Annotated in this window: 24 protein-coding genes and 1 tRNA gene; 16 read left to right on the top strand and 9 right to left on the bottom strand. The window is 52.5% G+C overall.

Features of this window, described 5'->3' with window-relative positions:
• The first annotated feature begins 29 nt into the window (after nt 1-29).
• Nucleotides 30-734 (top strand): SDR family oxidoreductase, encoded by a 705-nt coding sequence (locus L9H78_RS05360; RefSeq protein ID WP_249619481.1) that lies wholly within the window; start codon nt 30-32, stop codon nt 732-734.
• Here L9H78_RS05360 and L9H78_RS05355 read toward each other — a convergent pair.
• The 3 genes from L9H78_RS05355 to can form a co-directional block, all read right to left on the bottom strand.
• Complete coding sequence (locus tag L9H78_RS05355; RefSeq protein ID WP_249619480.1) at nt 731-1480, bottom strand: glutamine amidotransferase-related protein; 750 nt, start codon at nt 1478-1480, stop codon at nt 731-733. The two genes, L9H78_RS05360 and L9H78_RS05355, sit on opposite strands and share 4 nt — an antisense overlap.
• Nucleotides 1481-1505: 25 nt before the next feature.
• On the bottom strand, nt 1506-2075 hold the full coding sequence (locus L9H78_RS05350; protein WP_249619479.1) for a TetR/AcrR family transcriptional regulator: 570 nt from the start codon (nt 2073-2075) through the stop codon (nt 1506-1508).
• 147 nt (nt 2076-2222) lie between these two features.
• Nucleotides 2223-5042 (bottom strand): aconitate hydratase, encoded by a 2820-nt coding sequence (gene can / locus L9H78_RS05345; RefSeq protein ID WP_249619478.1) that lies wholly within the window; start codon nt 5040-5042, stop codon nt 2223-2225.
• Nucleotides 5043-5288: 246 nt separating this feature from the next.
• On the opposite strand from can, the gene L9H78_RS05340 reads away from it, so the two are divergent.
• The 3 genes from L9H78_RS05340 to L9H78_RS05330 all read left to right on the top strand — a co-directional run bounded on the left by L9H78_RS05340 (nt 5289) and on the right by L9H78_RS05330 (nt 9208).
• Nucleotides 5289-5819 carry an Rv1476 family membrane protein gene (locus L9H78_RS05340; protein ID WP_249619477.1) on the top strand — a complete coding sequence of 177 codons (531 nt, stop codon included), beginning with the start codon at nt 5289-5291 and terminating at the stop codon, nt 5817-5819.
• A 441-nt stretch (nt 5820-6260) separates the two neighbouring features.
• Nucleotides 6261-8087, top strand: coding sequence for a DIP1281 family NlpC/P60 protein (locus L9H78_RS05335; protein ID WP_249619476.1), 1827 nt, complete (start codon nt 6261-6263; stop codon nt 8085-8087).
• Between the two features lie 47 nt (nt 8088-8134).
• Nucleotides 8135-9208, top strand: coding sequence for a ferrochelatase (locus tag L9H78_RS05330; RefSeq protein ID WP_249619475.1), 1074 nt, complete (start codon nt 8135-8137; stop codon nt 9206-9208).
• A 62-nt stretch (nt 9209-9270) separates the two neighbouring features.
• Here L9H78_RS05330 and L9H78_RS05325 read toward each other — a convergent pair whose 3' ends face one another.
• Nucleotides 9271-10041: a hypothetical protein gene (locus L9H78_RS05325; protein WP_249619474.1), complete on the bottom strand. Its 771-nt coding sequence runs from the start codon at nt 10039-10041 to the stop codon at nt 9271-9273.
• A gap of 33 nt (nt 10042-10074) precedes the next feature.
• Here L9H78_RS05325 and L9H78_RS05320 point away from each other — a divergent pair, with 33 nt between their 5' ends.
• The gene (locus tag L9H78_RS05320) at nt 10075-10923 is read left to right on the top strand and encodes a DUF3097 domain-containing protein (RefSeq protein WP_249619473.1); all 849 of its coding nucleotides are present in this window, start codon (nt 10075-10077) and stop codon (nt 10921-10923) included.
• On the opposite strand, the gene L9H78_RS05315 is transcribed toward L9H78_RS05320, so the two are convergent.
• Both L9H78_RS05315 and L9H78_RS05310 read right to left on the bottom strand, forming a co-directional pair.
• Entirely contained in the window at nt 10889-11461 is a 573-nt protein-coding gene (locus L9H78_RS05315) for a helix-turn-helix domain-containing protein (protein WP_249617164.1), read from the bottom strand. The genes L9H78_RS05320 and L9H78_RS05315 overlap by 35 nt on opposite strands.
• Before the next feature lie 102 nt (nt 11462-11563).
• Nucleotides 11564-12271, bottom strand: a complete 708-nt coding sequence (locus L9H78_RS05310; RefSeq protein WP_081820597.1) for a TVP38/TMEM64 family protein — start codon at nt 12269-12271, stop codon at nt 11564-11566.
• 368 nt (nt 12272-12639) lie between these two features.
• Between L9H78_RS05310 and L9H78_RS05305 the strand changes: the two genes are divergently transcribed.
• From L9H78_RS05305 to L9H78_RS05295, 3 genes are read left to right on the top strand one after another with little or no spacing between them, the layout of a single operon-like run.
• The gene (locus tag L9H78_RS05305) at nt 12640-13839 is read left to right on the top strand and encodes an ABC transporter substrate-binding protein (RefSeq protein ID WP_249619472.1); all 1200 of its coding nucleotides are present in this window, start codon (nt 12640-12642) and stop codon (nt 13837-13839) included.
• Nucleotides 13839-14984, top strand: coding sequence for a FecCD family ABC transporter permease (locus L9H78_RS05300; RefSeq protein ID WP_249618759.1), 1146 nt, complete (start codon nt 13839-13841; stop codon nt 14982-14984). The genes L9H78_RS05305 and L9H78_RS05300 overlap by 1 nt, the downstream gene beginning before the upstream one ends.
• 35 nt (nt 14985-15019) lie before the next feature.
• Entirely contained in the window at nt 15020-15787 is a 768-nt protein-coding gene (locus L9H78_RS05295) for an ABC transporter ATP-binding protein (protein ID WP_249620741.1), read from the top strand.
• Between the two features lie 98 nt (nt 15788-15885).
• On the opposite strand, the gene L9H78_RS05290 is transcribed toward L9H78_RS05295, so the two are convergent.
• A tRNA-Leu gene (locus L9H78_RS05290) sits at nt 15886-15971 on the bottom strand.
• A 269-nt stretch (nt 15972-16240) separates the two neighbouring features.
• On the opposite strand from L9H78_RS05290, the gene L9H78_RS05285 reads away from it, so the two are divergent.
• Together L9H78_RS05285 and L9H78_RS05280 are read left to right on the top strand one after the other, a co-directional pair.
• Nucleotides 16241-16780: a YbhB/YbcL family Raf kinase inhibitor-like protein gene (locus L9H78_RS05285; RefSeq protein WP_249618758.1), complete on the top strand. Its 540-nt coding sequence runs from the start codon at nt 16241-16243 to the stop codon at nt 16778-16780.
• Nucleotides 16781-16803: 23 nt separating this feature from the next.
• Nucleotides 16804-17220, top strand: a complete 417-nt coding sequence (locus tag L9H78_RS05280; protein WP_249619471.1) for a hypothetical protein — start codon at nt 16804-16806, stop codon at nt 17218-17220.
• On the opposite strand, the gene L9H78_RS05275 is transcribed toward L9H78_RS05280, so the two are convergent.
• Together L9H78_RS05275 and L9H78_RS05270 are read right to left on the bottom strand one after the other, a co-directional pair.
• Entirely contained in the window at nt 17217-18392 is a 1176-nt protein-coding gene (locus tag L9H78_RS05275) for a quinone-dependent dihydroorotate dehydrogenase (protein ID WP_419762724.1), read from the bottom strand. The genes L9H78_RS05280 and L9H78_RS05275 overlap by 4 nt on opposite strands.
• Before the next feature lie 2 nt (nt 18393-18394).
• A complete protein-coding gene (locus L9H78_RS05270) occupies nt 18395-19489 on the bottom strand; it encodes a hypothetical protein (RefSeq protein WP_249619470.1) in 1095 nt (364 codons plus the stop codon).
• Nucleotides 19490-19650: 161 nt separating this feature from the next.
• On the opposite strand from L9H78_RS05270, the gene L9H78_RS05265 reads away from it, so the two are divergent.
• The 6 genes from L9H78_RS05265 to L9H78_RS05240 all read left to right on the top strand — a co-directional run bounded on the left by L9H78_RS05265 (nt 19651) and on the right by L9H78_RS05240 (nt 26304).
• Entirely contained in the window at nt 19651-20478 is an 828-nt protein-coding gene (locus tag L9H78_RS05265; RefSeq protein WP_126850224.1) for an undecaprenyl-diphosphate phosphatase, read from the top strand.
• A gap of 21 nt (nt 20479-20499) precedes the next feature.
• A complete protein-coding gene (gene mshC, locus L9H78_RS05260) occupies nt 20500-21753 on the top strand; it encodes a cysteine--1-D-myo-inosityl 2-amino-2-deoxy-alpha-D-glucopyranoside ligase (RefSeq protein ID WP_249619469.1) in 1254 nt (417 codons plus the stop codon).
• 18 nt (nt 21754-21771) lie between these two features.
• The gene (locus L9H78_RS05255) at nt 21772-22044 is read left to right on the top strand and encodes a phosphoribosyl-ATP diphosphatase (RefSeq protein ID WP_249619468.1); all 273 of its coding nucleotides are present in this window, start codon (nt 21772-21774) and stop codon (nt 22042-22044) included.
• Nucleotides 22045-22068: 24 nt separating this feature from the next.
• The gene (gene hisG / locus L9H78_RS05250; protein WP_249619467.1) at nt 22069-22914 is read left to right on the top strand and encodes an ATP phosphoribosyltransferase; all 846 of its coding nucleotides are present in this window, start codon (nt 22069-22071) and stop codon (nt 22912-22914) included.
• Between the two features lie 75 nt (nt 22915-22989).
• Nucleotides 22990-24510, top strand: coding sequence for an aspartate ammonia-lyase (gene aspA / locus L9H78_RS05245; RefSeq protein WP_021353911.1), 1521 nt, complete (start codon nt 22990-22992; stop codon nt 24508-24510).
• 129 nt (nt 24511-24639) lie between these two features.
• Complete coding sequence (locus L9H78_RS05240) at nt 24640-26304, top strand: formate--tetrahydrofolate ligase (RefSeq protein ID WP_249620692.1); 1665 nt, start codon at nt 24640-24642, stop codon at nt 26302-26304.
• The last annotated feature ends 34 nt before the right edge of the window (nt 26305-26338 follow it).

Here is a 26338-nt window from a genome sequence, read left to right as displayed (position 1 = left end):
AGCTTATTACGAAGCGTAGAATTGTGTACATGACAGCAACTCAGTCGCAAGAGAACGTAACTGCCACAAACACACGAGTATTGGTTATCGGTGGATCTGGCAAAGTTGCCAGCATTGCCATTCCCCAATACGCGAACGATTACGAGATCACCGCGATGCTGCGTCGTGAAGAAAAAGCAGAGGAGGCGCGGAAGAACGGCGCAACGCCGTTGGTCCAAGACGTAACTACTGTGTCTGCGGATCAGTGGGCGGCGCTGGTCCGTGATTTTGATGTTGTGGTGTGGACCGCAGGTAACGGCGGGCGTGCCGGTGCCGACGTCACCTATGCCGTGGACCGCGATGCTGCCTTGGAATGCATCAAGGGCTTGGAAAAAGTCCACGATGAGGTTGGTAAAGATCGTGCGCCTCGGCTCATCATGGTGTCCTATATGGGGTCGTTGGACAACGAAACCGACGATCAAGGCGCATGGCTGGCATACGTGGAGTCAAAAAAGACCGTCGACAAGCGCCTGCTTGATTCTGATTTAAACTACATCATCCTGGCCCCCACGTTGCTAACCCTGGATCCAGCGCAGGGCATTACCGTCACCGAAAACACACCAGAAAAAGCCGGGGAAAAAACGTCCCGTGAGCTCGTCGGTCAGGTCATCTTCGAGCTGGCTGGGCGGGCGGAGCTGCCAAACCAGGACTTCATTGCCTTCCATGATGGCAACGATCCAGTGAGCTCCATTTAGCTGGCAGCTGCGCGTGTTGCGCAGTACCGCACGAAGATAGCGAGCAACTCATTGCTCCATTTCGTGTCAATTGATGGCAAGCTGTTGACAATATCCAGGTAATCTTCGGGGGAGAAATAGCCGTAGTCATAGAAAAAATCCATGCGTTTTTTCATGGCCACGGCATCCATCTCTGCATGAAACTGGCTCGCCCATGTCGAGTTACCTACTCGAATTAACTGCACAGGGCAGGTTGGCCCGTCGGCAAGAATCGTGACTTCACTGCTGTCGGACACAGCTAATTCTTCGACGGCTTCCGTGTGGCCAGTCAGAGACGTGAATTCCTGTGGGAGATGACGGGCGAGTACATCCTCGGAGGCATCTGAGGTCAGCCGAACCACGGTTTGTCCAGAGGTTTCTGCGTGCGTGTGACCAACAATTCCACCTACATGATGCGCAAGCCAGGAAGCTCCGAAGCAAATTAAAAAGACTGGTATCTCTGAAGCCGTGAGAATTTCCAGCTGACGATGAATATGAAGTTGCCAGCTGCTCCAATTTTGGTTCGTGATGTTCAATGAGCTGCCGCCCACGATGACGCCATCAAAATTGCTTAGATCAGGAAGCACAACATCTGTGGAATCAATGACTAGGTGCGTGGTTTGCTCCTGGCTCAGCCCTGTGGCTTCACAGATATCACGATACTCGGCGGCAGCAACTGCCGGTGCGGTCTCTCCATAGCGCAATGAGACCAATAGAAGATTAACCATAGTGGCTACTGTTATACCTTATGCCTTAAACATCATTACCATCGCGTCTGATAGCTTGTTCTGCAATATCAAGGACGGCTTCATCGGTGGCCATTCCCATGGCATTACGCGTGATCAAACCGTCCATCACCATTTCCAAAAAATATTGCAAGGTATCGATTGGTACGTCGACCCGCATGCGACCCTCCGCAGCATTTTTTGCTAAACGATCGTGTACTGCTTGATCAAGGACTGCTTGATGTTCTTCCCAGCGTGCACGAAAAGAGGCATCAGTACGCAGCATCTTGGAAATCTCTAAGCGAGTAGCCAGCCAATCGTATTTCTTAGGATTCCGAATAATATCACGCATTACCTCGATCAGCCCTTCACGGGCAACTACTTCCGCTTGCCGTGCGGCATCCTCCCGCGCTAGAGCGAGAAACAAGTTTTCTTTATCAGAAAAGTGATGAAAAATCGCACCCCGAGATTTTCCTGTTGCTTGTTCGAGACGGCGAACAGTCGCCCCCTCGTAACCATATTCAGCGAAGCACTTTCGCGCGCCGACCAAAATTTCTTGGCGACGACGGTTGAGTTCATTTTCACTTACTACTGGCATAGAGGAAGCGACCTTTCAGTCCGGAAATACGAAAACGGGGCTGCTAAGCCCCTGCCACGATCGATTTCTCCGTAACTGGGATCAATAGTCGTAGCGAGAGGTTATGCAGCCCCGCGAATCCTAATGGTTAGGGCTAGCTAGTACTAGCTAGGATTTAACCATCTGACGGAGAACGTACTGCAGAATACCGCCGTGGCGGTAATACTCGGCCTCACCAGGGGTATCGATGCGTACTTTGGCATCGAACTCGATGGTTTCGCCGTCTTCTTTGTGTGCGGTCACCTTAACAGTTTTCGGAATCGAACCGTTGTTGAACTCAGTCAGCCCCTCAATATCGAAGGACTCATGACCAGTCAATCCAAGGGATTCGTGTGACTCACCCTCGGGGAACTGCAATGGCGCAACGCCCATACCGATCAAGTTCGAACGGTGGATACGCTCGAAGGACTCAGTAATTACGGCGCGGACACCCAGCAACAAGGTTCCCTTCGCAGCCCAGTCACGCGAAGATCCGGTGCCGTATTCTTTACCACCTAGCACTACCAAAGGAGTTTCTGCTTCCTTGTAGCTCTGTGCAGCATCGTAGATGAATGCTTGTGGCTTGTCGTCCTTGGTGAAGTCCAGGGTATAGCCACCGGATTCTTCTACGAGCTGGTTGCGCATGCGGATGTTCGCGAAGGTACCGCGAACCATTACCTCGTGGTTACCACGACGGGAACCGAGCGAGTTAAAGTCCTGGCGTTCGACGCCATTTTCTTCCAGGTATTGAGCCGCTGGGGTACCAGGTTTGATGGCAGAAGCAGGGGAGATGTGGTCGGTTGTGACTGAGTCGCCCAGCTTCACCAAAACGCGTGCACCCTTGATGTCCTCAACGTCTGCTGGCTCATTCGGCATGTCGTCGAAGTATGGCGCCTTGCGGATATAGGTGGAGGCATCATCCCATTCGAAGGTCTTACCCTGCGGGATATCCAGGTTCTGCCACTGTTCATCGCCCTTGAAAACATCGGCGTAGTCAGCTTCGTACATTTCGCGCGAGATGGAAGACTGGATGGTCTCTTCAATCTCTTCTGGGGAAGGCCAGATGTCCTTCAAGAAGACATCATTGCCATCTTTGTCCTGACCCAATGGCTGTTCATTGAAGTCGAAGTCCATGGTGCCAGCAATGGCGTAGGCGATTACCATCATTGGCGATGCCAGGTAGTTCATCTTGACGTCCGGCGAAATACGGCCCTCAAAGTTACGGTTACCGGACAGAACCGCGGTCGCCGCTAGGTCTTCGGTGTTAATAGCATCGGAGATTTCTTCTGGCAGCGGGCCAGAGTTACCGATACAAGAGGTACATCCGAATCCGGAGAGGTAGAAGCCCAGAGCTTCCAAGTCTTTCCACAGGTCAGCGCGTTTGTAGTAACCGTCGACAACCTGAGAACCAGGCGCGCAAATGGTCTTCACCCAAGGCTTGGAGGTCAGTCCCAGTTCGTTTGCCTTGCGGGCGATCAGACCTGCACCGATCATGACCGAAGGGTTGGAGGTGTTGGTACACGAGGTGATGGAAGCGATTGCGACCATGCCGTGGTCTAGGGTGTACTCGCCGCCGGCTGGTGACTGCACCAAGGTTGGGTGGGATGGACGACCTTCGGCACCTTCAGAGGCATCTTCGCCCTGTCCCTTACGGGAAACGTTGTGACCATCGGTGATATCGGCATCAGCATAGCTTTGCACGCCGCCTTCGGCGTTCATGCGACGGACCTCAGGTTTCTTGCCGTCTGCTGAAACTTTGTCGTCTGTGTAGTTAACCAGGTCCTTGCGGAACTGTTCCTTGGCTTTGTCCAGCTCAATGCGGTCCTGTGGACGCTTTGGTCCGGCGATGGAAGGCTTAACAGTAGACAGGTCAAGCTCGATGTACTCGGAGTACTCGGCTTCTTCGTCATCTTCTTCCAGCCACATGCCTTGAGCTTTGGCATAAGCTTCGACGCGGTCAATCTGCTCTTGTGGGCGACCGGTGAGCTCAAGGTACTTGGTGGTTTCTTCGTCGATAGGGAAGATCGCGGCGGTTGAGCCAAACTCCGGCGACATGTTGCCGATAGTTGCACGATTCGCCAGTGGAATAGACTTGACACCGTTGCCGTAGAATTCGACAAACTTCTGGACGACGCCGTGCTCACGCAGCATGTCTGTGATAGTCAACACAACGTCGGTGGCAGTCACGCCAACTGGAATCTCTCCAGTCAACTTGAAACCGACCACCTTCGGAATCAACATCGATACCGGCTGCCCTAACATGGCAGCCTCGGCCTCAATACCACCGACACCCCAGCCTAGGATTCCTAGGCCGTTCTCCATAGTGGTGTGGGAATCGGTACCGATACAGGTATCCGGGTATGCCAGACCATCGTTGTCGAAAACAACGCGGCCCAGGTATTCGATATTTACCTGGTGAACGATACCGGTTCCTGGAGGAACTACCCGGAAGTTGGAGAAGTTTTCCGCACCCCAGCGTAAGAACTGGTAGCGCTCTTCGTTGCGCTCGTATTCGATAGCAACGTTCTTGGTCAAAGCGTCTGCGTCACCGAATGCTTCTGTAATGACCGAGTGGTCAATAACCATCTCAGCAGGATTCAGTGGGTTAACCTGATCCGCGCTGCCGCCCAGGTTGGATACAGCTTCGCGCATAGTAGCCAAGTCGACGACGCAGGGAACACCAGTAAAGTCCTGCATCAACACGCGTGCAGGCGTGAACTGGATTTCGGTATCAGGTTCCGATTTTGGATCCCAGTTAGCGATGGCTTTGATGTGGTCTTTGTTGACGTTTTTTCCGTCTTCTGTGCGAAGAAGGTTTTCTGCCAGAACCTTAAGGGAATAAGGCAGCTTCTTCAGTCCGTCAACTGCATCGAGCGCGAAATAGTCGTATGACTTATCACCGACCTCGAGTTTCTTCTTAGCGTTGAAGGAGTTCAAGCTTTCAGTCACAGGGAGCTCCATTTCCTTGTTGTGCAAAATTGTAAGACCAAAAAGTCCTAGAACACGGGGTTCACTGCCCCAGTGTAGGTTGACGACCCCTCGTCCTGCCAAAAGTATAACAGTACAACTGTTCTGTTATTAGTCGGTAACCTATTCGCGTGGCTACATAACTGTAAGCTGGGCAAAACATGCCCAAGTTACTCATGTTCCGCCCACTTTGTTACCCCCAGAAAGATTAAACAGAAAGTAGCTATCATGATTCCAGCTGGCGTCGACCTAAATGATCTCAGTGCACAGTTATTGCAAGACCATGTGGCTATAGGGGAACATGCTGAATTCGCACGTATGCAACAGTCACAATTGCGGCAAGCCATCGCAGAAATTAATAGCAGTAGCGGGGAACTGGCGAACCAGGACAATGACAACACGGATACTCCTACTGGCGATGGAAAATTTGGGATAGCGCTCATAGATACGCCTTATGACAAGGCTGCAGACTTGCGTGATGTGGCCCAGGAATTACAGTTGCGCACTGGAGTTGAGACAGTCATTGTGCGGACTCCACAAGGTGGAGCTGCCGTCAGTGATAGTTACTCGAGGGCAGATCTAGAGGCAGCAGAATCGGCGTTTGCAGGAGTATCGACCGATGTTGGTTTGCGTAATTACGCAGAGGAGCTTTCGTCGCCCAACCCCTCGTGGCTCGTCTTCGCAGTAGTGATCGCCGCAGTCATTGGCACAGCCTTGATTTTAACCTGGAACGCGGTAACTAAATCGTTACATAATTGAGTCCATTTTCGGCGTGTCGTTACAAACTGTGACAAAAAGCACACCATGGATTTGCTTCCATCTTTTCCCAGGCCATGGCGTTAGTCCACGCTAAGCACTTGACGTTACAGTCGGGAATATTGTGAATCGGTGTGTTCATGTTGCCCTTAGTGACATATGGTTTGGCTATTGGCTCGCGGGTCATAACAGAAAATCCAGACACGGTGGTGGAACATCGCCGAGAGTCGCAAACAATGGCTTTTAATCTTTGGATAACTGCAAACACGGGCATGTGGGGAAGCACGCCATGAGATTTGCAGATATGGAGAATGGGTCATTTTGGGGCGCCGCACGTATTGCGGCCGTTGATTTTCTGTGCGTCCTGCGTGTCGGTACCCACTGTCGTAAATTCTAATGCGTAGTCAAGTCATTTGGCTTGACTACGCCTGTCAGGAGTGTGTCGTGCCTTCATCGTCTCACCGGCGTACCTTTCGCGTACGCAGTTTTAGCGCAGCGATTGCCTGTACCGCATCGCTATCGTTATTTGGGTCCTCATCCATCGCGCAAGCGTCGCCGAATGGCTCACTACAGCCTGCAGTTTCCAAGCTAATTTCGACGATTACTGATGCTGAATCAGAGCTCAACAACTTGGATTTGAAGATCGGTGAACTCCGTGAATCCGTTAACGAAGCTTTGCTTATTTTGCAAGATTCTCGTACGGAGGCTTCACAAGCACAACGTGGCGTTAGCACCGCAAAAGAAGAACTTGCTGTTGCACAATCGGATATCGCAACAGCGCAGTCCGAGCTAGATGAGCTCTCGCGTTCCAAGTATCGTCGTGCTGCTGGGGCCTCCGGTTTGAGGGAGATAAGCGGTGGGGATCACCGTGACGACGAGCTATTCCGGAAATCGATCCTGCGAACGCAGGCGGAAGAAAAGCTGTCTACTATTGATGAGCTCGACCGGGTGCGGACTGAAAAGGCCAACAAAGAATCACAGTTACGCAAAACTCACGAACTCGCCGAACAACGGGCTGAGCAGGCTGCCACTGCCGAGGAACAAGCCCGCAAATTATTGGAAGCAACCACTGCTAAAGTGGCCCAAGTTGAGCAAGAACGTGCCGCGGTTGCACAAGACCGAGATGAAGCGCAGCAGGAACTTGCCGCAGTACGAAGCGGGGAAACCGCCTCTAGCTCGGGCTCCGTGAGTACAGAATCACGGCAAGACGACTTGGCCGTTCCAAAACACAATTCTGCTCCAGATACTGCAAGTCACGCACCAGAAAACAACATCGGTTCAGAAACTGCGGATTCCGCAGTCGAACTAGACGAACAAAAACCATCCGGGACGACCGGAAACCGCGCCTCCAGCTCAACAGAAGCTTCTCAGGACCCTGACGCAATTTCAGCTGAACTCCGTGAGTTAATTGACCAAGCTGCCGACGCTGTTGCTGAACACTTGCCTGACCACACAGCCTTAGAAGCTACGCCGCCGGACACTCCCACATCGGAACAGGAATCTCAGGATCCACCTGGTCAAATCCCAGCACTACAAAGAAATATAACTAGAGAAGAAACCACAGCGGAGTCAATAACTGACACCAATGCTGAAGCGGAAGGGGAAGCCGCTTCAGCATTGGAATCAGAGGATAGTGCCCCGCAGAACAGCACTACCGTGGCAGAGACCGCGACAGACACTGCAGATTCGGTGTCTCCTGATGGCGATTCTTCAAACGCAGACGGTGTCTCAGCAACCGATAGCACACAAAGCGACGTTGTTGAGGAGCTCAGTGGCGTACTGGAAGAACTCGATACCAATGAATCTGTGACAGAAGATGCTTCAGCGGGTTTTGCCAACGTAGCTCCGTCACAGCAAGCGCAAGCCGTTTTATCTCGCGCACGGTCTCAACTCGGTGTGGATTACGCTTGGGGCGGTGGCAACGCGCAAGGCCCGACCGCTGGCATCCGTGACGGTGGCCACGCAGATAGCAACGGTGACTTTGGCAAAGTTGGTTTTGACTGCTCTGGTTTGGTCCAATATGCGTTCGCCGGTGCAGGGATTTCTTTGCCACACTACAGCGGAGGTCAATACCGGCACGGCACTCATGTATCAACAACTGATTTGCAACCAGGTGACCTGATTTTCTATGGACCTGGTGGATCACAGCATGTTGCTATCTATTCTGGCAATGGAATGATGATTGAGGCCCCGCATTCCGGCTCGCACGTACGGGAAGTCCCAGTGCGACACACTGGAATGACCGAACACGCTGTTCGCCTCCTGGGATAACCAAGCAAAATAATTTATCAGGAAAATTCCCTTGCTAGGCTAAGGGCATGACTGATTTGCATCCCTTGACTGACTACGACGCACTCCTCGTCCTTTCCTTTGGCGGCCCCGAGGGAACAGACGAGGTTGTGCCATTTCTAGAGAACGTGACTCGCGGACGGGGAATTCCACGCGAACGCCTAGAAGAAGTCGGTGAACACTATTTCAATTTTGGGGGAATTAGCCCCATTAACCAGCAAAACCGCGCGCTGATTGCAAATCTAGAGGAAGCACTTGCTCGGAGAGAGATTGATTTGCCGGTGTATTTCGGCAACCGCAACTGGCATCCATTCGCGGAAGATGCAGCTGAAAAAATTGCTCACGATGGGCATCGCAAAGTACTCGTGTTAGCAACCTCTGCTTGGGGTGGGTATTCAGCATGCCGCCAGTACAACGAAGATATTAAGCGAGTCCGCGAACATCTAGCAGCGAAGAACCTTCCGGAAATTCATTTCACCAAGATCCGCCAATTCTTTTCGCACCCAACTTTCATAGCAGAGACCGCTGCTGCGATCGAAGAAGCCTATGAAAAAATCCCAAGTGAACGGCGTGATCACACTCGGATGTTGTTTACTGCGCATTCTGTGCCGAACCGCCACGATGACGTTGGTGGTGCTGACGGTGATAAAAACCTGTATTCACGACAGGTTACAGAAGCCGCCCGCTTGGCTGCGGACAAGGCGGGCATCCAGGATTATGATCTCGTATGGCAATCACGTTCCGGTGACCCTCGAGTGCCGTGGTTAGAACCAGATATTGTCGACCACACTGAGCACTTGGCGGACAGCCAAGGAACAAAAGCCGTCGTTGTTTGTGCAATCGGATTTATCACCGATCACATGGAGGTTTTGTGGGATCTGGACACAGAACTCGTAGAAGCTGCGCAAGAAAAAGACGTCCATGTTGAGCGTGCGCGGACTGCAGGGCTAACTCAAGAATTCGCAGAGATGGTGGTCGACATTGCTGCAGAGTCCGCTGCTGGTGAAATTATTGAAAAGCTTGGAAATGTGACGGTCCAAGGAAATACAGACAACGGGGAACCGTGTGCTCCCGGTTGCTGCGACATTTGGACAAAAGCTTAGCGCTTAACAAACTGAGTATGGCGAGCCAGGTTCTAGGTTTGTCCGTTCTCGATTTTGGTGGGCTAGCGCCAACTGCGCGCGAATTCTGCGCATGCCCGTTCAACCCCAGCCATGCGTGCATGCCGCAGATGACGAAACAGCCCGAATAGATAAGGATCAAGGCTGTGGTCGCCTAGTTTATCCGTCAGCATTTCGATGGTTGCGGCGACAGTATCCGCGCGTGCAAACAACTTCGCGACCCTGGGTGGAACAGAGCCGGGAAGCCCGGGGATATCGTAAAAATCAGCCAGCGTACCAATGGTCATACGGGCATTGGGAAGATCTGCTGGGGTATGCCCAGATTTTTCAATTAGCTCAGCCGCAGTATTGGTTGCTTGGCTTAGATAATAATCCGCATCACCAGCAAGCAGGCCAGAGGTAGCTGGTAGTGGCAAGGTTTCACGAATCCAAGTCCATTCAGTGGTCCCGTTAAAATAGCGTGGGATAAGAACGTGGTGTAGCTCTGGATCGTTGTCTTTAACCACAATTGCGCCAGGGGCAGGATCGTGCACTAGATTTTGGGCAGACTCTCCAGCAACGGGAAGAGCCGGTGGTTCACCAGGGCCTGCTAGTACAAGTTTCAGTACAGGCTCTGGCTCTGTCAGGATTTCCGAAGTGGCTGTACGTAGGCCAGACAGAAGCTCGATAATTGCGGTACCTTCCAGAGTATTAGTACCGCCTAATTCTTGTAATGCATCGATCGTGGCGTCGCTTGATTCGTAGCCATAAAGCCAAGCGGCAAGCCAGACTGCGGTATTTTGCACGGGGGAATAAACTTCGGCGCGGATAGACATCGTTGGCCATCCTAATCGATACACTGACAGGCTATGAACAGTAAGCGGTATAGTGGCGATATTTTGCAGGGCCACAAGCGTAAACAAGCACCAAGTTTCCCCGACCTAAAAGCACAACCAGGTATGGTCTTGGAAGTCGTTGGAGAAGATTTTGTTGGGGCACTTATCGATATAGACAAGACATTTTCCGGGCACTTAGCACGATTAGAAGATCGTCATGGTACCCGCCGGGTCTTCCCAATTATTCCCGGAGGTTTTCTATTTGAAGGTCAGCGGGTTAGTTTGTCGAAAAGTCTCCAGCAACCCACCCCACAAATGCCGACCCATTCGAAGTCAGGATCTCGTCGCGTGCACGATATTAGCGCCAAGGTGGCCGCCCCATCGCGCATCTGGGTGGAAGGGATCCACGATGCAGCACTCGTCGAAAAGATTTGGGGCCATGATTTGCGCGTCGAAGGCGTAGTCGTGGAGTACTTAGAAGGGCTAGACAACCTAGCAGAACGCCTTGCGGAATTTCAGCCGACGGAGCAGCGCCGTATCGGAGTACTTGCGGATCACTTAATTGCTGGCACCAAGGAGGCTCGCTTAACAGAGGAGGTCGGCCCGCATGTTTTGGTTACGGGACACCCGTATGTGGATATTTGGGAAGCAGTAAAACCTGAGCGTGTCGGACTAGAAAATTGGCCAAAAGTTCCACGGGGGCAAGACTGGAAAACCGGCGTGTGTGAGGCTGTGGGCTGGTCTGACCCGAAAGAAGCCTGGCATCGGATTTATAACTCAGTGCATTCCTTCCGGGATATAGACATTTCACTAATCGGCGCAGTCGAGCGTTTGGTGGATTTCGTTACTAATCCTGAGCTGCAGAAATCTGATCTGCTTTAGACAATAGGTTGACGGCTAAACGCCAGCCTGCGGTCTCCGCAGCCCAGCCAGCGGCTTGCAAGCGCTGTGAAATTGCCTGTTTCGAAATCCCCAATTCTTCGGCTGCTTCATTCTGGCTTAACCCTCGCCGAACCAGTGCGGTAGCTTCTCTGCCTTCATAGGTGCGCTTGTTGAGTACCTGCCCGAGCAATGCAAAACATGCCGCGACGTCTTCGGCAGTGGCAGGCGGTGCCGAAACCACTGCCACACGTACAGTTCCGGCGCGGGCATTCCTCGGCAGCGTGCGCTGTGCAGCAGACCGTGCAGCTTCGTGTTCTGGGGCAATCCCAATCCCCACCGACCATTCACCGTCGGCAAGCAAAGCCATAGTGATATCGCACACCGTGGATGGGTCAGCCATGGTGGAGACGATGTCTTCTATACCCACGACGTCAAAGCCATCAACGCCGTCCAAACTTGATAAAGCAGCAGCAGAGCGCTGAACCAAATCGGCACGACGGGATGCACTCCCACGGTATCGGGCGTGGACAGCGAGCATAACGCCTCCTAGATAACAGCTAGACGGGCAACAAAACAATTAGCGGGAAGCGGGCTGGTGGCAACAACCACCGTGCATTCCGCGATCAATCTGGAAGCTAGTCTATACCTCAGACTTGATTACCGTACGGGTCTGGACTGGCATGCGAGCATCTAGAATCAGTCCGCCGATACCAACAACTGCAATAGCTGCCAGCAATACAACGACGAGCGGGTTGGTACCAGCAATCAACGTATCCCCAAACAGCACCCCGACGACGGTTCCTGGTGCAGATCCGATGAGAGTCGCGATTACGAAAGGAATAAAGGGGATCGATGTTAGCGCTGCGGTGTAGTTGACGAGAGAAAACGGTACGCCTGCGATGAGTCTTAAGGACGCAACTGCGAGCCATCCGCGTTTGCGCAACCGATAATTGATACCGGCAACCGCAGGGTGTTTGAGGCGAGGAGCCATCCAGTCGCCCAGTAGCCAACGAACAAGCAACAGCGAAATAGCTGCCGACGCCGTAAGTGCGGTCAATGCTATAAGCAAGCCCGTCCAGGGACCGTACAAGATTCCCGATGCCACGGTCCACACCGTCCTCGGCAAGGGGAATTGCGTGAAAAACACGTACCCCAACCAAAACAGCAGCATAAACCCGCTTCCTGCAGAATCGGCAGATTCGCGTAACGAGCTCAGCGTAGGGAAATCGATCAGGATGAATAACACGAGCAAGCTGACCGCAATCGCACCAACGGTCAAGAAACGTGCCAGGGACCAGCGTCGAATGGAAGCCCATGCATCACGACGAATGGTGGTGCAAAAATGCATGAAGCTCTTGATCCACGGAGTGCGTCGTCGTGCGCGTCCGATTTTTTCTGACTGTTGCTGGGGCTGGTGCGTGTGGCTTCCTTCTGAATCCATGAGTATCCAGTCTAGTGGTTGTCCGTCAACTCTGGAGCAATGCGGGGCTGGTGTTAAGAGTGTTAACTGTGCTCAGAATGTTTAGGAAACCTCTAATTATGCGTACGGGGGACAGGGGCAGGGCGGGGCAGAGACAAGCCCTCGCACAGCTATATTTGTGATACGCAACATATGATAGGAAACATTCAAAAACGTATTGTTGAGACTTGCCTAAATGGGTAGTATAAGCCTACCCTTATCCTGACATTGGCTGGAATTTTAGTTCAAGGAGAAAAATGTCTCGCAATACCAGAAAAATCTTGACGACGATGGCAGCTGGCCTCGTGTCTGCAACGGTTCTTGTTGCCTGCAGTTCAGAAGAAGCCAAACAAGCCAATGGCGATTCTTCTACCGGTAACAACGACGGCGATAAATCTGGCGCTATCACGTTGACCGACATTGCCGGCCGGGAGGTTACCCTCGAAGAAGAACCCGAGCGCATCATCCTCGGCGAAGGACGCTCGCTATTTGCCACCGGTATTTTGAATACCGAAAACCCCTTGGACAAGATCGTCGGTATCGGCACTGACCTGAAACAAAATGTGCCAGACTACTACAACCGATTGGAAGAAAAGCTTCCAGAAGTCAGTGAAATTCCTGAGATCGGTGGCCTATCCAAAGGGGACGTCACCGTGGAAAATCTTTTGAGCATGGCGCCAGATTTGGTTGTTTTGTCAATGGATACCTACGAAGCTTCGGAAAAAGCTGGCTTGACCACAAAGATGGACGAAGCCGGTGTGGAATACGTCGTCACGGACTTCCGTGCGAAACCATTACAAAACACCACAAAATCGATGGAGCTGTTTGGCCAAATTTTTGGTCAAGAACAGCGCGCGGAAGAATTCAACAAGGACTGGCAAGAAGTCGTGGACCTGGTGCAGGAACGCGCAGCCAAAGTTACTGAGAAGCCTAAGACCTTTGTGTGGCGCGCTGCTGGTGTCTTGGATTGCTGTGGCTCATGGAATGACTCAAATATTTCGCAACTGGTTAATACCGCAGGCGGAGACAATGTTGGCGATCACGTGATCGAAGGTGAATCCGGCGCACTGACACCAGAAAAAGTCTTGGAATCCGACCCAGACATGATCATCGCTACCGGGGGAGATTGGTCTGAAAAGAAAGACGACCAAGGTAACCCAGTGGGCTATGCCGCTGTCGGCTACGGAATCGACGAATCCGAAGCAAAAGCTAGTATCGCTAAATTACCGGAAGTACAGCCTGGTTTTGAAAGCCTACGCGCCGTCAAAGATAACCAGCTGCACGCATTGTGGCACCAGTTCTACAACTCTCCTTTCAACTATCTGGCTCTGCTACAGATTGCGCAGTGGATTAACCCAGAAGCCTACGAAGACATTGACGTCGAGCAGAAGTGGCTGGATTCACAAAAGAAGTACTCGCCAATCTCTGGCGAGGGTACTTTGTTTAGCACTAATTAATGATGATGAACGAGACACAGCGGACTGTGACACGAGGCGTCTCTGCACCAAAGTCCCCAGCTAAACCACCTGCTGTCGACAAAGTAGAGGTGGCAAACAAGGCAGTTTTAGAGCTCAGTCGGCAGCATAGAAAGCTGACCTGGCAACGCATTGGTATTGTGTCTGGTCTTTGCGCAGTTGCGATCGCCGCCTTCGTTACGAGTAATTTCGTAGGTGCGATTGATATCAGCCCTGGCGAAGTTATCACTGGAATAGTTAACCCATCGAGTTTGGACGAACAAACCCACACTGTTCTCTGGCGGCTACGCCTGCCAATGGCAGTGATGGCGTTGTTAATTGGGGTTAGTTTGTCTCTCGCGGGCGCAGAGATGCAAACAATCCTCAACAACCCACTCGCAGAACCTTTTACTCTGGGAATTTCAGCTGCTGCAGCATTTGGCGGCGCCAGCGCGATTGTTCTGCGTTGGCAGATTGTCACGCAGCCGCAGCTCAACCTGGCGTTAGTAGCTTGGTTATCGTCGGTAGTCGCTACTGGCATCATTGTCATTGCTGCCGTGCTGCGTGGCGTACGAGCAGAAACGATGGTGCTGTTAGGCATTGGGTTGGTATTTTTCTTCCAAGCCATGCTGGCATTAATTCAATACCGGTCATCAGCAGAAGCTCTGCAACAAATCGTATTTTGGTCAATGGGATCGCTGACCCGCGCCAGTTGGACCGGAAATGCGGTGTTAGCGGGGGTGCTGGTAATTGCGCTTCCCATTCTTTGGGCTTTGTCATGGCAATTGACGGCGCTTCGGCTGGGAGATGCCCGAGCAGCAGCGATGGGCGTGAATACTTCCGCGCTACGGGTGATCGTGTTGGTTGTGGTCTCTTTGGTGGCAGCAACCACCGTGGCCTTTGCAGGGATCATTGGCTTCATCGGGCTCGTGGGGCCACACATTGCCCGCATGCTGGTTGGAGAAGACCAACGGTATTTTGTACCTGCCTCCATGGCTGCCGGTGCAGCAGTGATGTGTACCGCACATGCGTTGAGCTTGATCGTCAAACCTGGGCTAGCAATTCCAATTGGCATCGTAACTTCGCTGCTAGGTGTACCTTTCTTTATCGCGATCGTTATGGCTAAGAGGAGGGCGCTGTGGAGCTAAAAAATGCAACACCAACGCCTGCGACTCATGCGCCGATGGAAGTGGAACTCGCAATTACTGGTCTGAGCGCTACCTACGGGGCACACCAAGTACTACATAATGTCAATGTTGAAGCATTGACTGGAGGTCAAGTTGTTGGGCTGCTAGGACCAAATGCTTCGGGGAAAACAACGTTGATTAAAACACTTGCCGACGTTCACCGTAGTTATGCGGGCGACATACATTTTCTAGTCGACGGAATCGCGCCACGTGGAAAGACGAAGAGACAGCTGACTGGCTATGTGCCACAGGATCTGCCAAGCACCGCAGCCTTACGGGCATTCGAAGCCGTGCTTATCGCTGCACGACGAGAATCATGCGAAGATCCGGTACTCCGAACTGGAGAGGTGATGCACGAGCTAGGTCTCGACGACATCGCCACCCGGTACCTCAATGAGCTATCGGGGGGCCAACGCCAGCTAGTTGCCCTCGCACAAATGCTGGTGGGGCGGCCGGGGCTAATGCTTTTAGATGAGCCGACTTCCGCTTTGGACCTTCACCATCAACTATTTGTCCTTTCTCAGGTACGCGCAAAAGCACAGAAAGAGGGGAGTCTAGGCCTAATTGCCATCCATGACATCAACCTTGCTGCGCGAATGTGTGACACGCTTATGGTGCTCAACAATGGGTGTATCCGTGCACAGGGAGTCCCGAAAGACGTGCTGAACCAGGAGTTAGTTGAATCCGTATACCACGTCGAGGCAGATATTCTACTCCACGGAGACGTTCCGCTGATTGCACCATTGCAGGCTGTGCGTTACTAATTTCCTCGTAGGAGGGCCCAAGACGGGCTCTCCGAAAGCAAATCGGAGTAGACAAAAAATCTCGAGACACCTTAAAAGATGCCTCGAGATTGAAAACGTGCCCGGAGCGGGACTTGAACCCGCACGTCCGTTAATAGGACACTGACACCTCAAGCCAGCGCGTCTGCCATTCCGCCACCCGGGCAGGGTGCAGCAAAAATTCGAGAAATTGAACCTTCAGTTGAAGCTTCAAAAGAAGTCAATGCTTTCCCGATTTTTAACTCGGCAACGCTGATTTACTATAGTCACCCGGGTAAATAAGCACAAACAGGCAGGTTAAACCTACTAAAGCACCGTTTATTTCCCATCTGGATCCTGAAAAGGGCTTGTGTCTGGCAGCGATTCGCCCGGTTAGATGCACGGCGGTTAGCCACCCCACAGAGATTTCTGCTGCATTCAGGTACAAATAGTGTCATGACCGATTACGCAAACGATTCCCGTTTTCCTGGACCTGACCCTTACGCACCGTTGAATGATCTTCCTTCATTCACCCTTACTTCCACTGATCTTGTCGACGGTGACGAGATTCCCGAGAAGTTTCGTGCGCCCAGCAGCGAGTCACCGCAACTTGCATGGTCTAATCTGCCGGAAGGTACCAAATCATTGGCAGTTACCTGCTTTGATCCTGACGCGCCGACTGCGTCCGGTTTTTGGCACTGGGCTGCATTCAACATTCCTGTTGATGTCAACGAGCTCCCAACCAATGCTGGAGCCGCGGAAGATTTGGGGATTACTGGTGTGCAGTCGCTGACCAATGATTCTGGCGAGCGCACTCACTTCGGTGCACAGCCTCCAGAAGGCCACGGACCACACCGTTACCTCTACGCAGTACACGCGGTAGACACTGAAGAGCTAGACATCCCTGATGATGCAACACCTACCGTGCTGGGCTTCAATCTGCATTTCCATGCAATTGGGCGCGCAATCTTGTGGGGCTGGGCCGAAACTAAATAAGAAGGGCACTATGCTGTTGATCTATGGCAGCGAAAAACTCTTCTTCAAAAGAATCTAACTCCGCTAGACGCGAAGTTACAGTGCCGCTGGCTTTACGAGCTGGCGGCGCTTTTATCGCATTGGCGGTAGCACTGGCGATCTTCGGTATCATCGCCTGGTTATCTGATGGTTGGGCAGTACCATTCGCCATCACCCCAGCATTTTTAGGAATCTGTGTGGCGGCAGTATTATTTGGCGCTTTTGCCACTGTTAACCGCGCACAAAAACCTAGTGTGGCTCAGGTCGTCGCACTGTCCATTGCGGTCGCATTCATTATTGCCAGCCAATTCCTGCCCAAAACACCGCTTGGTTTCATGGGACAGCATTGGCTGTTCATGTATGCGATATTATGCGTCATTTGTGCACTGGTTTTAAGGCGTTCGATCATGCCGAAAATTTAGTTTTCCCGCCACTCCAAACCAGATCCTACGGCCGCAGAGATATTGTCCAGGCCGTGTGCCTCAAGCTGATTTAGCAAGCCCCGGTGGATGCTGGTAATCCAGCCCGGTCCACCATAAATCAAGCCAGTGTACCCTTGCAGAAGTGTCGCACCCGCGGTAATCCGCTCCCAAGCTTGCTGTGGCGTGGTAATACCACCAACCGAAATCAACACCAGCTTGTCACCAACGCGGTCATGCAGCCTGTGTAAGATCTCTAACGATCGCTGCGCGACGGGCGGACCAGATATGCCTCCTGCTCCTGCAGCCTCGACCTCAGAAGCCGGCGTCTGTAAACCTGCACGCGAGATCGTGGTATTTGTGGCAATGATCCCTGCAAGCCCAAGTTCCACCGCGAGATCCGCACAAGCGTCGACATCAGCATTAGAAAGATCCGGTGCAATCTTTAATAACACCGGGCTGGTACATACCTCTGTTACGGCTTGCAATATTGGGCGAAGTGATTCCACGGCCTGAAGATCGCGCAGTCCAGGGGTGTTCGGCGAAGAGACATTAACCACTAAATAATCTGCCGCTGATCCAAGCACAGAAGCAGACCGTCTGTAGTCGTCGGCTGCATATTCAACGGGAGTTGTCTTCGTTTTTCCGATATTGATACCGATGATGCCGCGCTGCGCAGCATCTCCGCTAATGATGTGCCCTCGGAGATTCTGTGCTGCCTGGGCTGCGCCGTCATTGTTAAAGCCCATACGGTTCAGAATTGCACGATCTTTTTTCAGGCGGAACAAGCGCGGCTGCGGGTTTCCTGGTTGCGCGTCAGCCGTGACAGTCCCTAGTTCCGCGTAACCGAAGCCGATAGCCGACCAAGCTTTAGCAGCTCGCGCATTCTTATCAAACCCGGCTGCCAATCCGAGAGGACGTGGGAATCGCACACCGAACACTTCCTGAGCCAGTCGGGGATCATTAGTGCTCAGTACCGTTGCTAGCGCTTTTCGAAGCAGCCGGGAAGAATTCACCAAAGCCATCACGTTATCAGCGCCGTGGTGTACGCGCTCCGGATCGATGCGAAACATCACGCGCAATGCCGCGTTATAAGCCTTGCTGTACGCGGTCGATCGGAAACTCATGACCGCGGCTCGCATGGTTTTCTGTGCTTGCCGAAACTCTGGTGCCATGATTATCCGTTCTCCTCGGGTTGTTCGGAAAGTTCTGAATTAGATAATTCCGGCTCAGTTATTACCTGAATACCGTGACCTGTTGCGGAGGCGAGCACGACCGTTCCATCATCAGCTACCACCAGCGACTGAGCATCGGGAATGGTCTTAAGCTGCCCTGCTTGCTGTGGGACACCACTAGAAATGCGGAAAGCTGTCAACAGATTTTCTTTTGTCGACGCCGTCCAAGCGACATCCCGTTCACTATCCCAGGCAACAGCCCAAGGACCTGCAGGTGCTGGGACCGTCTGATGCAAACGGATGACGTCCAACGCAGTATAGACAGCTAGCTGTTCACCGCGTACGTCGGTGGCTAAAACAAGCCCCTCATCACCCACAGCAATTTCGCCGACTCCCAGTCCTACGCGCAAGGTTCCACCGCCGCGTTCATTGCGCCAATCCAAGTTTTGAATGGTCGTGTCCTCGCGCCAGGTACGCACTAGCTGCTCGCCGTGTGATTTCGATTCCACATGCACTAACTGATCAGTCGGAGCAGCCGCAGTAAACCTGCTGATGACCTCTCCAGTTGGGGTCACCATTGCCACTTCTGCTGACTTTTCAGATGCGACCACTAGATCACCATTATTCATGCGGGTTGCAGCAGTAATTGGAAAATCAACCTTTGGGGTAAGCCTCTCTGCTTTCGCCTCGCCAGCTGGAATAACTTGCAGAGAATCACCACAGGCGAGGATAAAATGCTGCTCAGTAGCGGTCAATTCACCGCATTCTGCAGCGATATCGATGACGCTGCCAGCGTCGGCAAGCTCATCAACAGTGCCCAGCCACAGAGAATCAGGCATGCGCAGGGCCAAATTTTTGCCCGCAACAGCCATGTCAGAAACCTCGCTGAACTCTGGCCGTGCAATCACCTCGCCAACAAGCCCTGAAGCGTCTACCTGAGTCGAACTTGGGACCGGGGTAGCGTTTCCCATTTCTGGAACGTCTGCACCCGGTATCGCCGGATTGTCCGCGCAAGCAGCCAAAGCGGCACCGGTTACGAAAACAAGGGCAGGAATTGCGTATGGACGAAAATGCGTCGACCGAAATCGAATATTCACAACTACATAGCTTATCAGTGCAGGCTAGCGCCGCCGAACGCTACAACAAGCACGTAATGCTTGCCTATGGGTATATTCTAGTAGCCGTGATTACGACCGATTTAACCTCCGGTACCACCAGCTACGCCGCGGAAGTCACAGCGAATGCAGATGCGTTGGATATGACGTGGATACAAGTGATCGTATTATCCATCGTTCAAGGTTTAACTGAGTTTCTTCCGGTTTCTTCGTCGGGGCACCTCCGGATTTTTTCTGAGTTCTTCTGGGATGCAGATGCCGGAGCGTCGTTTACCGCGGTAATTCAGCTTGGCACAGAGATTGCCGTGGTGATATTTTTCTGGCGCGAAATTGTGCAGATTGCGCGCGGCTGGTTACGCGGGCTCATGGACAAAAACTCGCGCGGTGCCGATTGGAAAATGGGCTGGATGATCATCGTGGGCTCTATCCCGATCGGCGTAGTTGGGTTTTTAGCAAAAGATTTCATCCGAGACTCCCTACGCAACCTGTGGATTACTGCAGCCGTGCTGATTTTGTTTTCCTTTGTTTTCATCGCCGCAGAGCGCTGGGGTAAAAAGACTCGTGAGAGCGGTGAGCTGAATTTCCGTGATGCCATCATCATGGGACTGGCACAATGCTTGGCGCTGATTCCCGGGGTGTCGCGTTCCGGTGGCACGATTTCGGCCGGCTTATTCTTAAACCTGGATCGAGAAGTGGCAACCCGTTTCAGCTTTCTGCTGGCAATTCCGGCGGTGATGGCATCCGGGTTGTTTTCGCTTCCCGACGCCTTCGGTCCAGCTTCTGGGCAGGCTGCAAGCGCTGCGCAGCTAGCCGTAGGTACGTTAGTAGCGGGCTTGGTCGGTTATGCAGCGATTGCTTGGTTGCTGAAGTTCGTTGCTAATCATTCCTTTGCCTGGTTTGCGGCCTACCGAATCCCCCTCGGATTGCTGGTCATGCTGCTATTGGGGCTTGGAGTTCTACAACCAGTCTGAATGCCGTTACAGTAGGACATTATGAAATCTTGGCCTTCTCCAGTTGTCCCCACCATTCCAGCGCGCCACGGTAACCCAGTACCTTTGCGGCTTTATGACACCGCTGATCAACGTATCCGCGAAGTCAGCTTCCAGAACCCAGAGGGCCCCGCAGGCATGTACGTCTGCGGTATCACTCCCTACGATTCGACACACCTGGGACACGCGGCTACCTATTTGACGTTTGACCTCGTGTATCGCGCACTATTGGACAACGGGCGCTCGGTACATTTTGTACAAAACGTCACGGATGTCGACGATCCTCTATTTGAGCGTGCCGAACGTGACAACCAGGACTGGCGCGAACTAGGTACAGAGCAAACCGATTTATTCCGCTCTGATATGGAGCAACTAGGAGTTATCCCACCGCAGCATTTCATGTCGGTATCAGAAACCGTCGATGAAATCATAGATATTGTGGGGAGTTTATTAGACCAGGGCAAAGCTTATGTCCTAGACGGTGAATATCCCGACATCTACGCCCCGATTACCGCAACCAAACAGTTTGGCTATGAATCAAACTTCACACGCGAAGAAATGCTAAAAGTCTTCGCAGAACGTGGCGGTGATCCTGAACGCCCAGGAAAACACGATGAGCTGGACGCTCTGATTTGGAAAGCAGAGCGGAAAGGCGAGCCGACATGGGAGGCACCGTTTGGCCGTGGGCGACCGGGGTGGCATATCGAATGTGCAGCTATCGCTGCTAATCGCCTAGGTGCACGCTTTGATATCCAGGGTGGCGGATCGGATTTAGTTTTCCCGCACCATGAATTTTCTGCAGCCCACATCGAAGCAGCTTATGAGGTTGATCGCATGGCTGGGCATTATGTTCATGCGGGAATGATCGGTCTAGATGGCACCAAGATGTCGAAATCCCTAGGTAACCTAGTCTTCATCCACAAACTGACCGCCAATGGACACGAACCGTCGGCAATCCGCTTAGGCGTTTATTCCCAACATTACCGAAGCGACCGTGATTGGTCCGAGGAACTTTTGGTTGAAAGTGAACAACGGCTTGCCCTTTGGCGAGCGGCTCTGCAACAGCCTGGCAGCCTGGGGAAGGCGGAAGAATTGGTGCGCAGCATCCGTGAATGCATCGCCGATGACTTAGATTCACCAGGAGCGTTGCAGGCTGTTGATACCTGGGCGAAACACCCACGCGGCGAGGATGATCCGGAGGCCGCTGCACTCGTCACATGCGCGCTAGATTCACTGTTTGGAATTTCTCTCCAGTGACCAGGGTTATGCCCTAGAATGGCTGTCGTGAAGAATTTTGACGAGTTGCATGCAGAATTAACCCAAAAAGCACAGCAGCGCCCCGAAGACTCGGGAACTGTGCAGGCCTTAGATGCGGGTGTGCATCACATCGGCAAAAAAATCATTGAAGAGGCCGGCGAAGTTTGGATCGCTGCGGAATACCAATCAGATGAGGAACTCTCTGAAGAAATTTCGCAGTTGTTGTATTGGACCCAGGTCATGATGGTGGCCCGTGGCCTTAATCCAAATGACATTTACCGTTATCTCTAGACAACCGCTAAGCCAGGTATTTTTATGATTAAAATTGCCATCCCTAACAAGGGCTCACTCTCTGAAACCGCGCAATCCATTCTCAAAGAAGCAGGGTATAAAACTCGCGGTTACAGCAAAGCACTAGCGGTTGCTGATACTGAGCATGACATTGAGTTTTTCTTTCTCCGGCCGAAAGACATCCCCATTTATGTGGCAAATGGCCAACTCGATCTCGGTATCACTGGCCGTGATCTGGCAGCAGATTCTCGCGCAGCGATAGACGAAGTCTTACCACTAGGGTTCGGCGACTCACGCTTCTTTTTCGCAGCTCCAGCTGACGAACAATGGGAGGTGGAGCAACTAGCGGGTAAACGGATTGCGACCTCATATCCAAACTTGGTTCGCGACTATCTTGCGAAACGTGATATTTCCGCAGAAGTGATCCGCCTCGACGGAGCAGTAGAAATCTCCATTAAGCTCGGCGTAGCCGATGCTATCGCTGATGTTGTATCGACTGGGAATACCTTGCGGCAACAGGGGCTGCAAGCTTTCGGCGAGCCGATCATTGAATCCGAAGCAGTAGTGATCTCCCGTCGCGGGGTCAAGGTCACTGATGAGCAGCAAATCTTGCTCTCGCGCATTCAGGGGATTTTACACGCACAAAACTACGTGATGATCGACTACAACATTTCCCGGGAAAACCTAGATGCAGCCGCCAGGTTCACTCCGGGTCTAACCGGACCAACGGTATCACCATTGGCCCGTGATAATTGGGTAGCAGTACGTGCACTCGTCCCTCGAAAAGAAGCCAACAATCTCATGGATAAACTCTCAGCTGTTGGCGCAGAGGCGATTTTGGCCTCTGATATTCGCATAGCCCGCATGTAGTAATCCAGGTATTCTGGAAAACGGAAACGATTAACGACCTCACGGTGCCGTTAGGCGCGAAGGAGTGACTTGTAGATGGCTAAAAAGACCGACGAGAATTCTGCGGATCAGACGCAAAATATCGACGCGAAAAAGAACGAGGATTCGAAAAAGACTACGGCTAGCAAGTCAACCAAGAAGACTCGCACTGAGCGCGACCTACTCGGCGAGATGGAAGTTCCAAATGACGTCTATTACGGTGTCCACACCATGCGCGCCATCGACAATTTCCAAATTTCCTGGGTGACCATCAACAACGTGCCGGAGTTTATTCGTGGCATGGTGATGGTGAAAAAGGCAGCAGCCATGGCCAATCGCCGTTTGCACACGCTACCGAAGAAGAAGGCTGAAGCTATCATCTGGGCCTGCGACCAGATTTTGGAAAAAGGCCGTTGCATGGATCAGTTCCCACTGGACGTATTCCAGGGGGGAGCGGGTACTTCGCTGAACATGAACACCAATGAGGTCGTGACAAACCTGGCATTGGAATACCTGGGCGAAGAAAAAGGCGCTTACCACGTCCTCAACCCCAATGATGACGTAAACATGTCTCAGTCAACCAACGACGCATACCCAACCGGCTTCCGGCTTGGGCTATATGCCGTCCTGGACCGCTTGATCGAACAAATCGGCAAGTTGGAACAGTCCTTCACCAAGAAAGCGCACGAATTCGCCGACATTTTGAAGATGGGTCGTACCCAACTGCAGGATGCTGTGCCGATGACTCTTGGCGACGAATTCCGTGCATTCGGGGCTAACCTGGCCGAAGAGCTTTCGGTGCTGCGCGAAGCACAGGAACGCCTGTTGGAAATCAATCTTGGCGCAACAGCGATCGGTACGGGAGTCAACACTCCTGCTGGCTACCGGCACCAGGTTACCGCAGCGCTATCGGAAGTCTCGGGCCTAGAGTTAAAGACGGCACGTGACCTCATCGAAGCTACCTCTGATACCGGCGCCTACGTACTGGCGCACTCCGCGGTGAAGCGCGCGGCTTCCAAACTGGGCAAGATCAGCAACGATTTGCGTTTGTTGTCTTCGGGTCCTCGTACCGGGCTGAACGAGATCAATTTGCCGGAACGGCAAGCTGGTTCGTCGATCATGCCGGCCAAGGTCAACCCGGTTATTCCCGAAGTTGTCAACCAAACGGTATTCAAGGTTTTCGGCAACGACTTGACCGTGTCCATGGCCTCAGAGGCAGGACAGCTGCAGCTTAACGTCATGGAACCTGCGATGGGTGAGGCCTTGTTCCAGTCCGTTCGTATTTTGGGCAATGCTGTGGATGCTTTGCGTGAGAAGTGCGTCGACGGGATCACTGCCAACGCGGATGTCTGCCGGGAGTACGTGGAAAATTCCATCGGTATCGTCACCTATTTGAATCCACTCATCGGCCACCACCAAGGTGATCTCATCGGTAAGGAAGCGGCAAAAACCGGTAAATCTGTCCGCGAGCTAGTGCTCGAAAAAGGTTTACTGGATGAAGAAACCGTCGACCGTATTCTGTCCAAAGAAAACCTCATGCACCCAGAGTTCCGCGGTAAACTTTACCTGGACGATTAAACATGGACGACTAATTAAGGCGTGCGCCCGCTCAGCTAGCTATTCATCCTAGGGATGAACTGCCGGATCAGATTACTGGTGCGAATATTATGCCCATCACTTAAGCCCAGAAGGGCTAGAGTGGTGGGCATGAGTTCTTTTCCTACTGACGTAGAAATCGCAAACAACCACCAGCTAGAGCCAATCGCAGAGATTGCACGCAAAGCTCAAATTCCCGCTGAGGCTCTCATTCCTTACGGTGAGAAGAAAGCCAAGATCGATACCAGTAAGCTCGACTGGAGCCGAAAAGACGGCAAGCTAGTGCTGGTCACTGGAGTATCGCCGACACCAGCTGGTGAAGGAAAATCCACCACGCTGATCGGGTTGACTGATGCATTGGCACAAGCCGGCAAGAACGCAATGGTGGCAATTCGGGAACCGTCGCTGGGCCCAGTTATGGGGATTAAAGGTGGGGCTGCTGGGGGAGGCTATTCACAAATCGTCCCGATGGATGAAATCAACCTACATTTCAATGGTGATTTTCACGCCATCACTTCAGCGAACAATACGCTCGCTGCGCTGATTGACAATCATATTCACCAAGGTAATGACTTGGCTATCGACCCACGTCGCGTGACTTGGCAGCGTTGCGAAGACGTGAATGACCGTTCATTGCGCTCAGTAGTCACGGGCTTGGGAGGTCCAGGAAATGGATCCCCACGGGAGTCTGGTTTCACCATTACCGCAGCATCAGAAATCATGGCGATCGTTGGCTTGTCTACGGATCTCGCAGATTTACGCAGACGACTCGGTGACATCACCGTCGGGTACACCTACGACAAACAGCCGGTTACAGCACGCGAGTTGGGTGCTGATGGCGCTTTGACAGTGTTGTTGAAAGACGCTTTGCAACCAAACTTAGTGCAAACCTTAGGCGGTGTTCCGGCCCTTGTGCACACAGGCCCGTTCGGCAACATTGCTCACGGTTGCAACAGTGTACTGGCGACTAAAGTAGCGCTGAACCAAGCCGACATCGTGCTAACAGAAGCCGGCTTTGGTTCTGATCTGGGAGCAGAGAAATTCTTCGACATTAAAGCCCGCCACGCAGGCCTGAATGTTGATGCCGTTGTCGTCGTGGCAACCATTCGCTCCTTAAAGTTTAATGGCGGAGTAGCTAAAACAGACCTGGAAGAATCCAATGTTGATGCATTATCGGCTGGGGTCGCAAACCTGGAACAGCACGTCAACAACATTCGCCAGTTTGGCGTCACACCAGTGGTAGCACTCAATATTTTTGGTTCAGATTCACCTGCAGAAATCGATTTCATGCACGATTGGGCACAAAAATTCGGCGTAGAGCTGGCAGAATCCACTGTATTTGCAAATGGCGGCGCAGGTGCAAAAGACTTGGCCGACAAGGTCCTAGCGCATCTTGACGGGCAATCCACGACACTATATGACCCGTCCAAGGGAGTCGAAGAATCCATAGCAACGATCGCTTCCAAAGTCTACGGCGCAAGTAGTGTGGAATATTCTGTTAACGCACGGAAGGATCTGGATTATCTCCGCGAGTGCGGCTGGGATCAGCTCCCAGTATGTATCTCAAAGACACAATATTCGTTTAGTGATGATCCTTCCCAGCTCGGTGCACCGAAAGGCCACACCCTGCATGTGCGAAAGCTACTTCCGCGTACTGGCGCAGGATTCATCCTTGCCCTCACAGGTGACGTCATGACTATGCCTGGATTGCCAAAACGTCCTGCTGCAGAAGCAATCGACATCACTGACGACGGTGTTATCAGCGGATTGTCTTAATCGCTGATGGGCCGAGACAGCATCGTCGATCCCG

This window comes from Corynebacterium pseudodiphtheriticum (assembly GCF_023509295.1).
Taxonomy (GTDB): domain Bacteria; phylum Actinomycetota; class Actinomycetes; order Mycobacteriales; family Mycobacteriaceae; genus Corynebacterium; species Corynebacterium pseudodiphtheriticum.
This window is presented reverse-complemented; position numbering and strand designations above follow the sequence as displayed.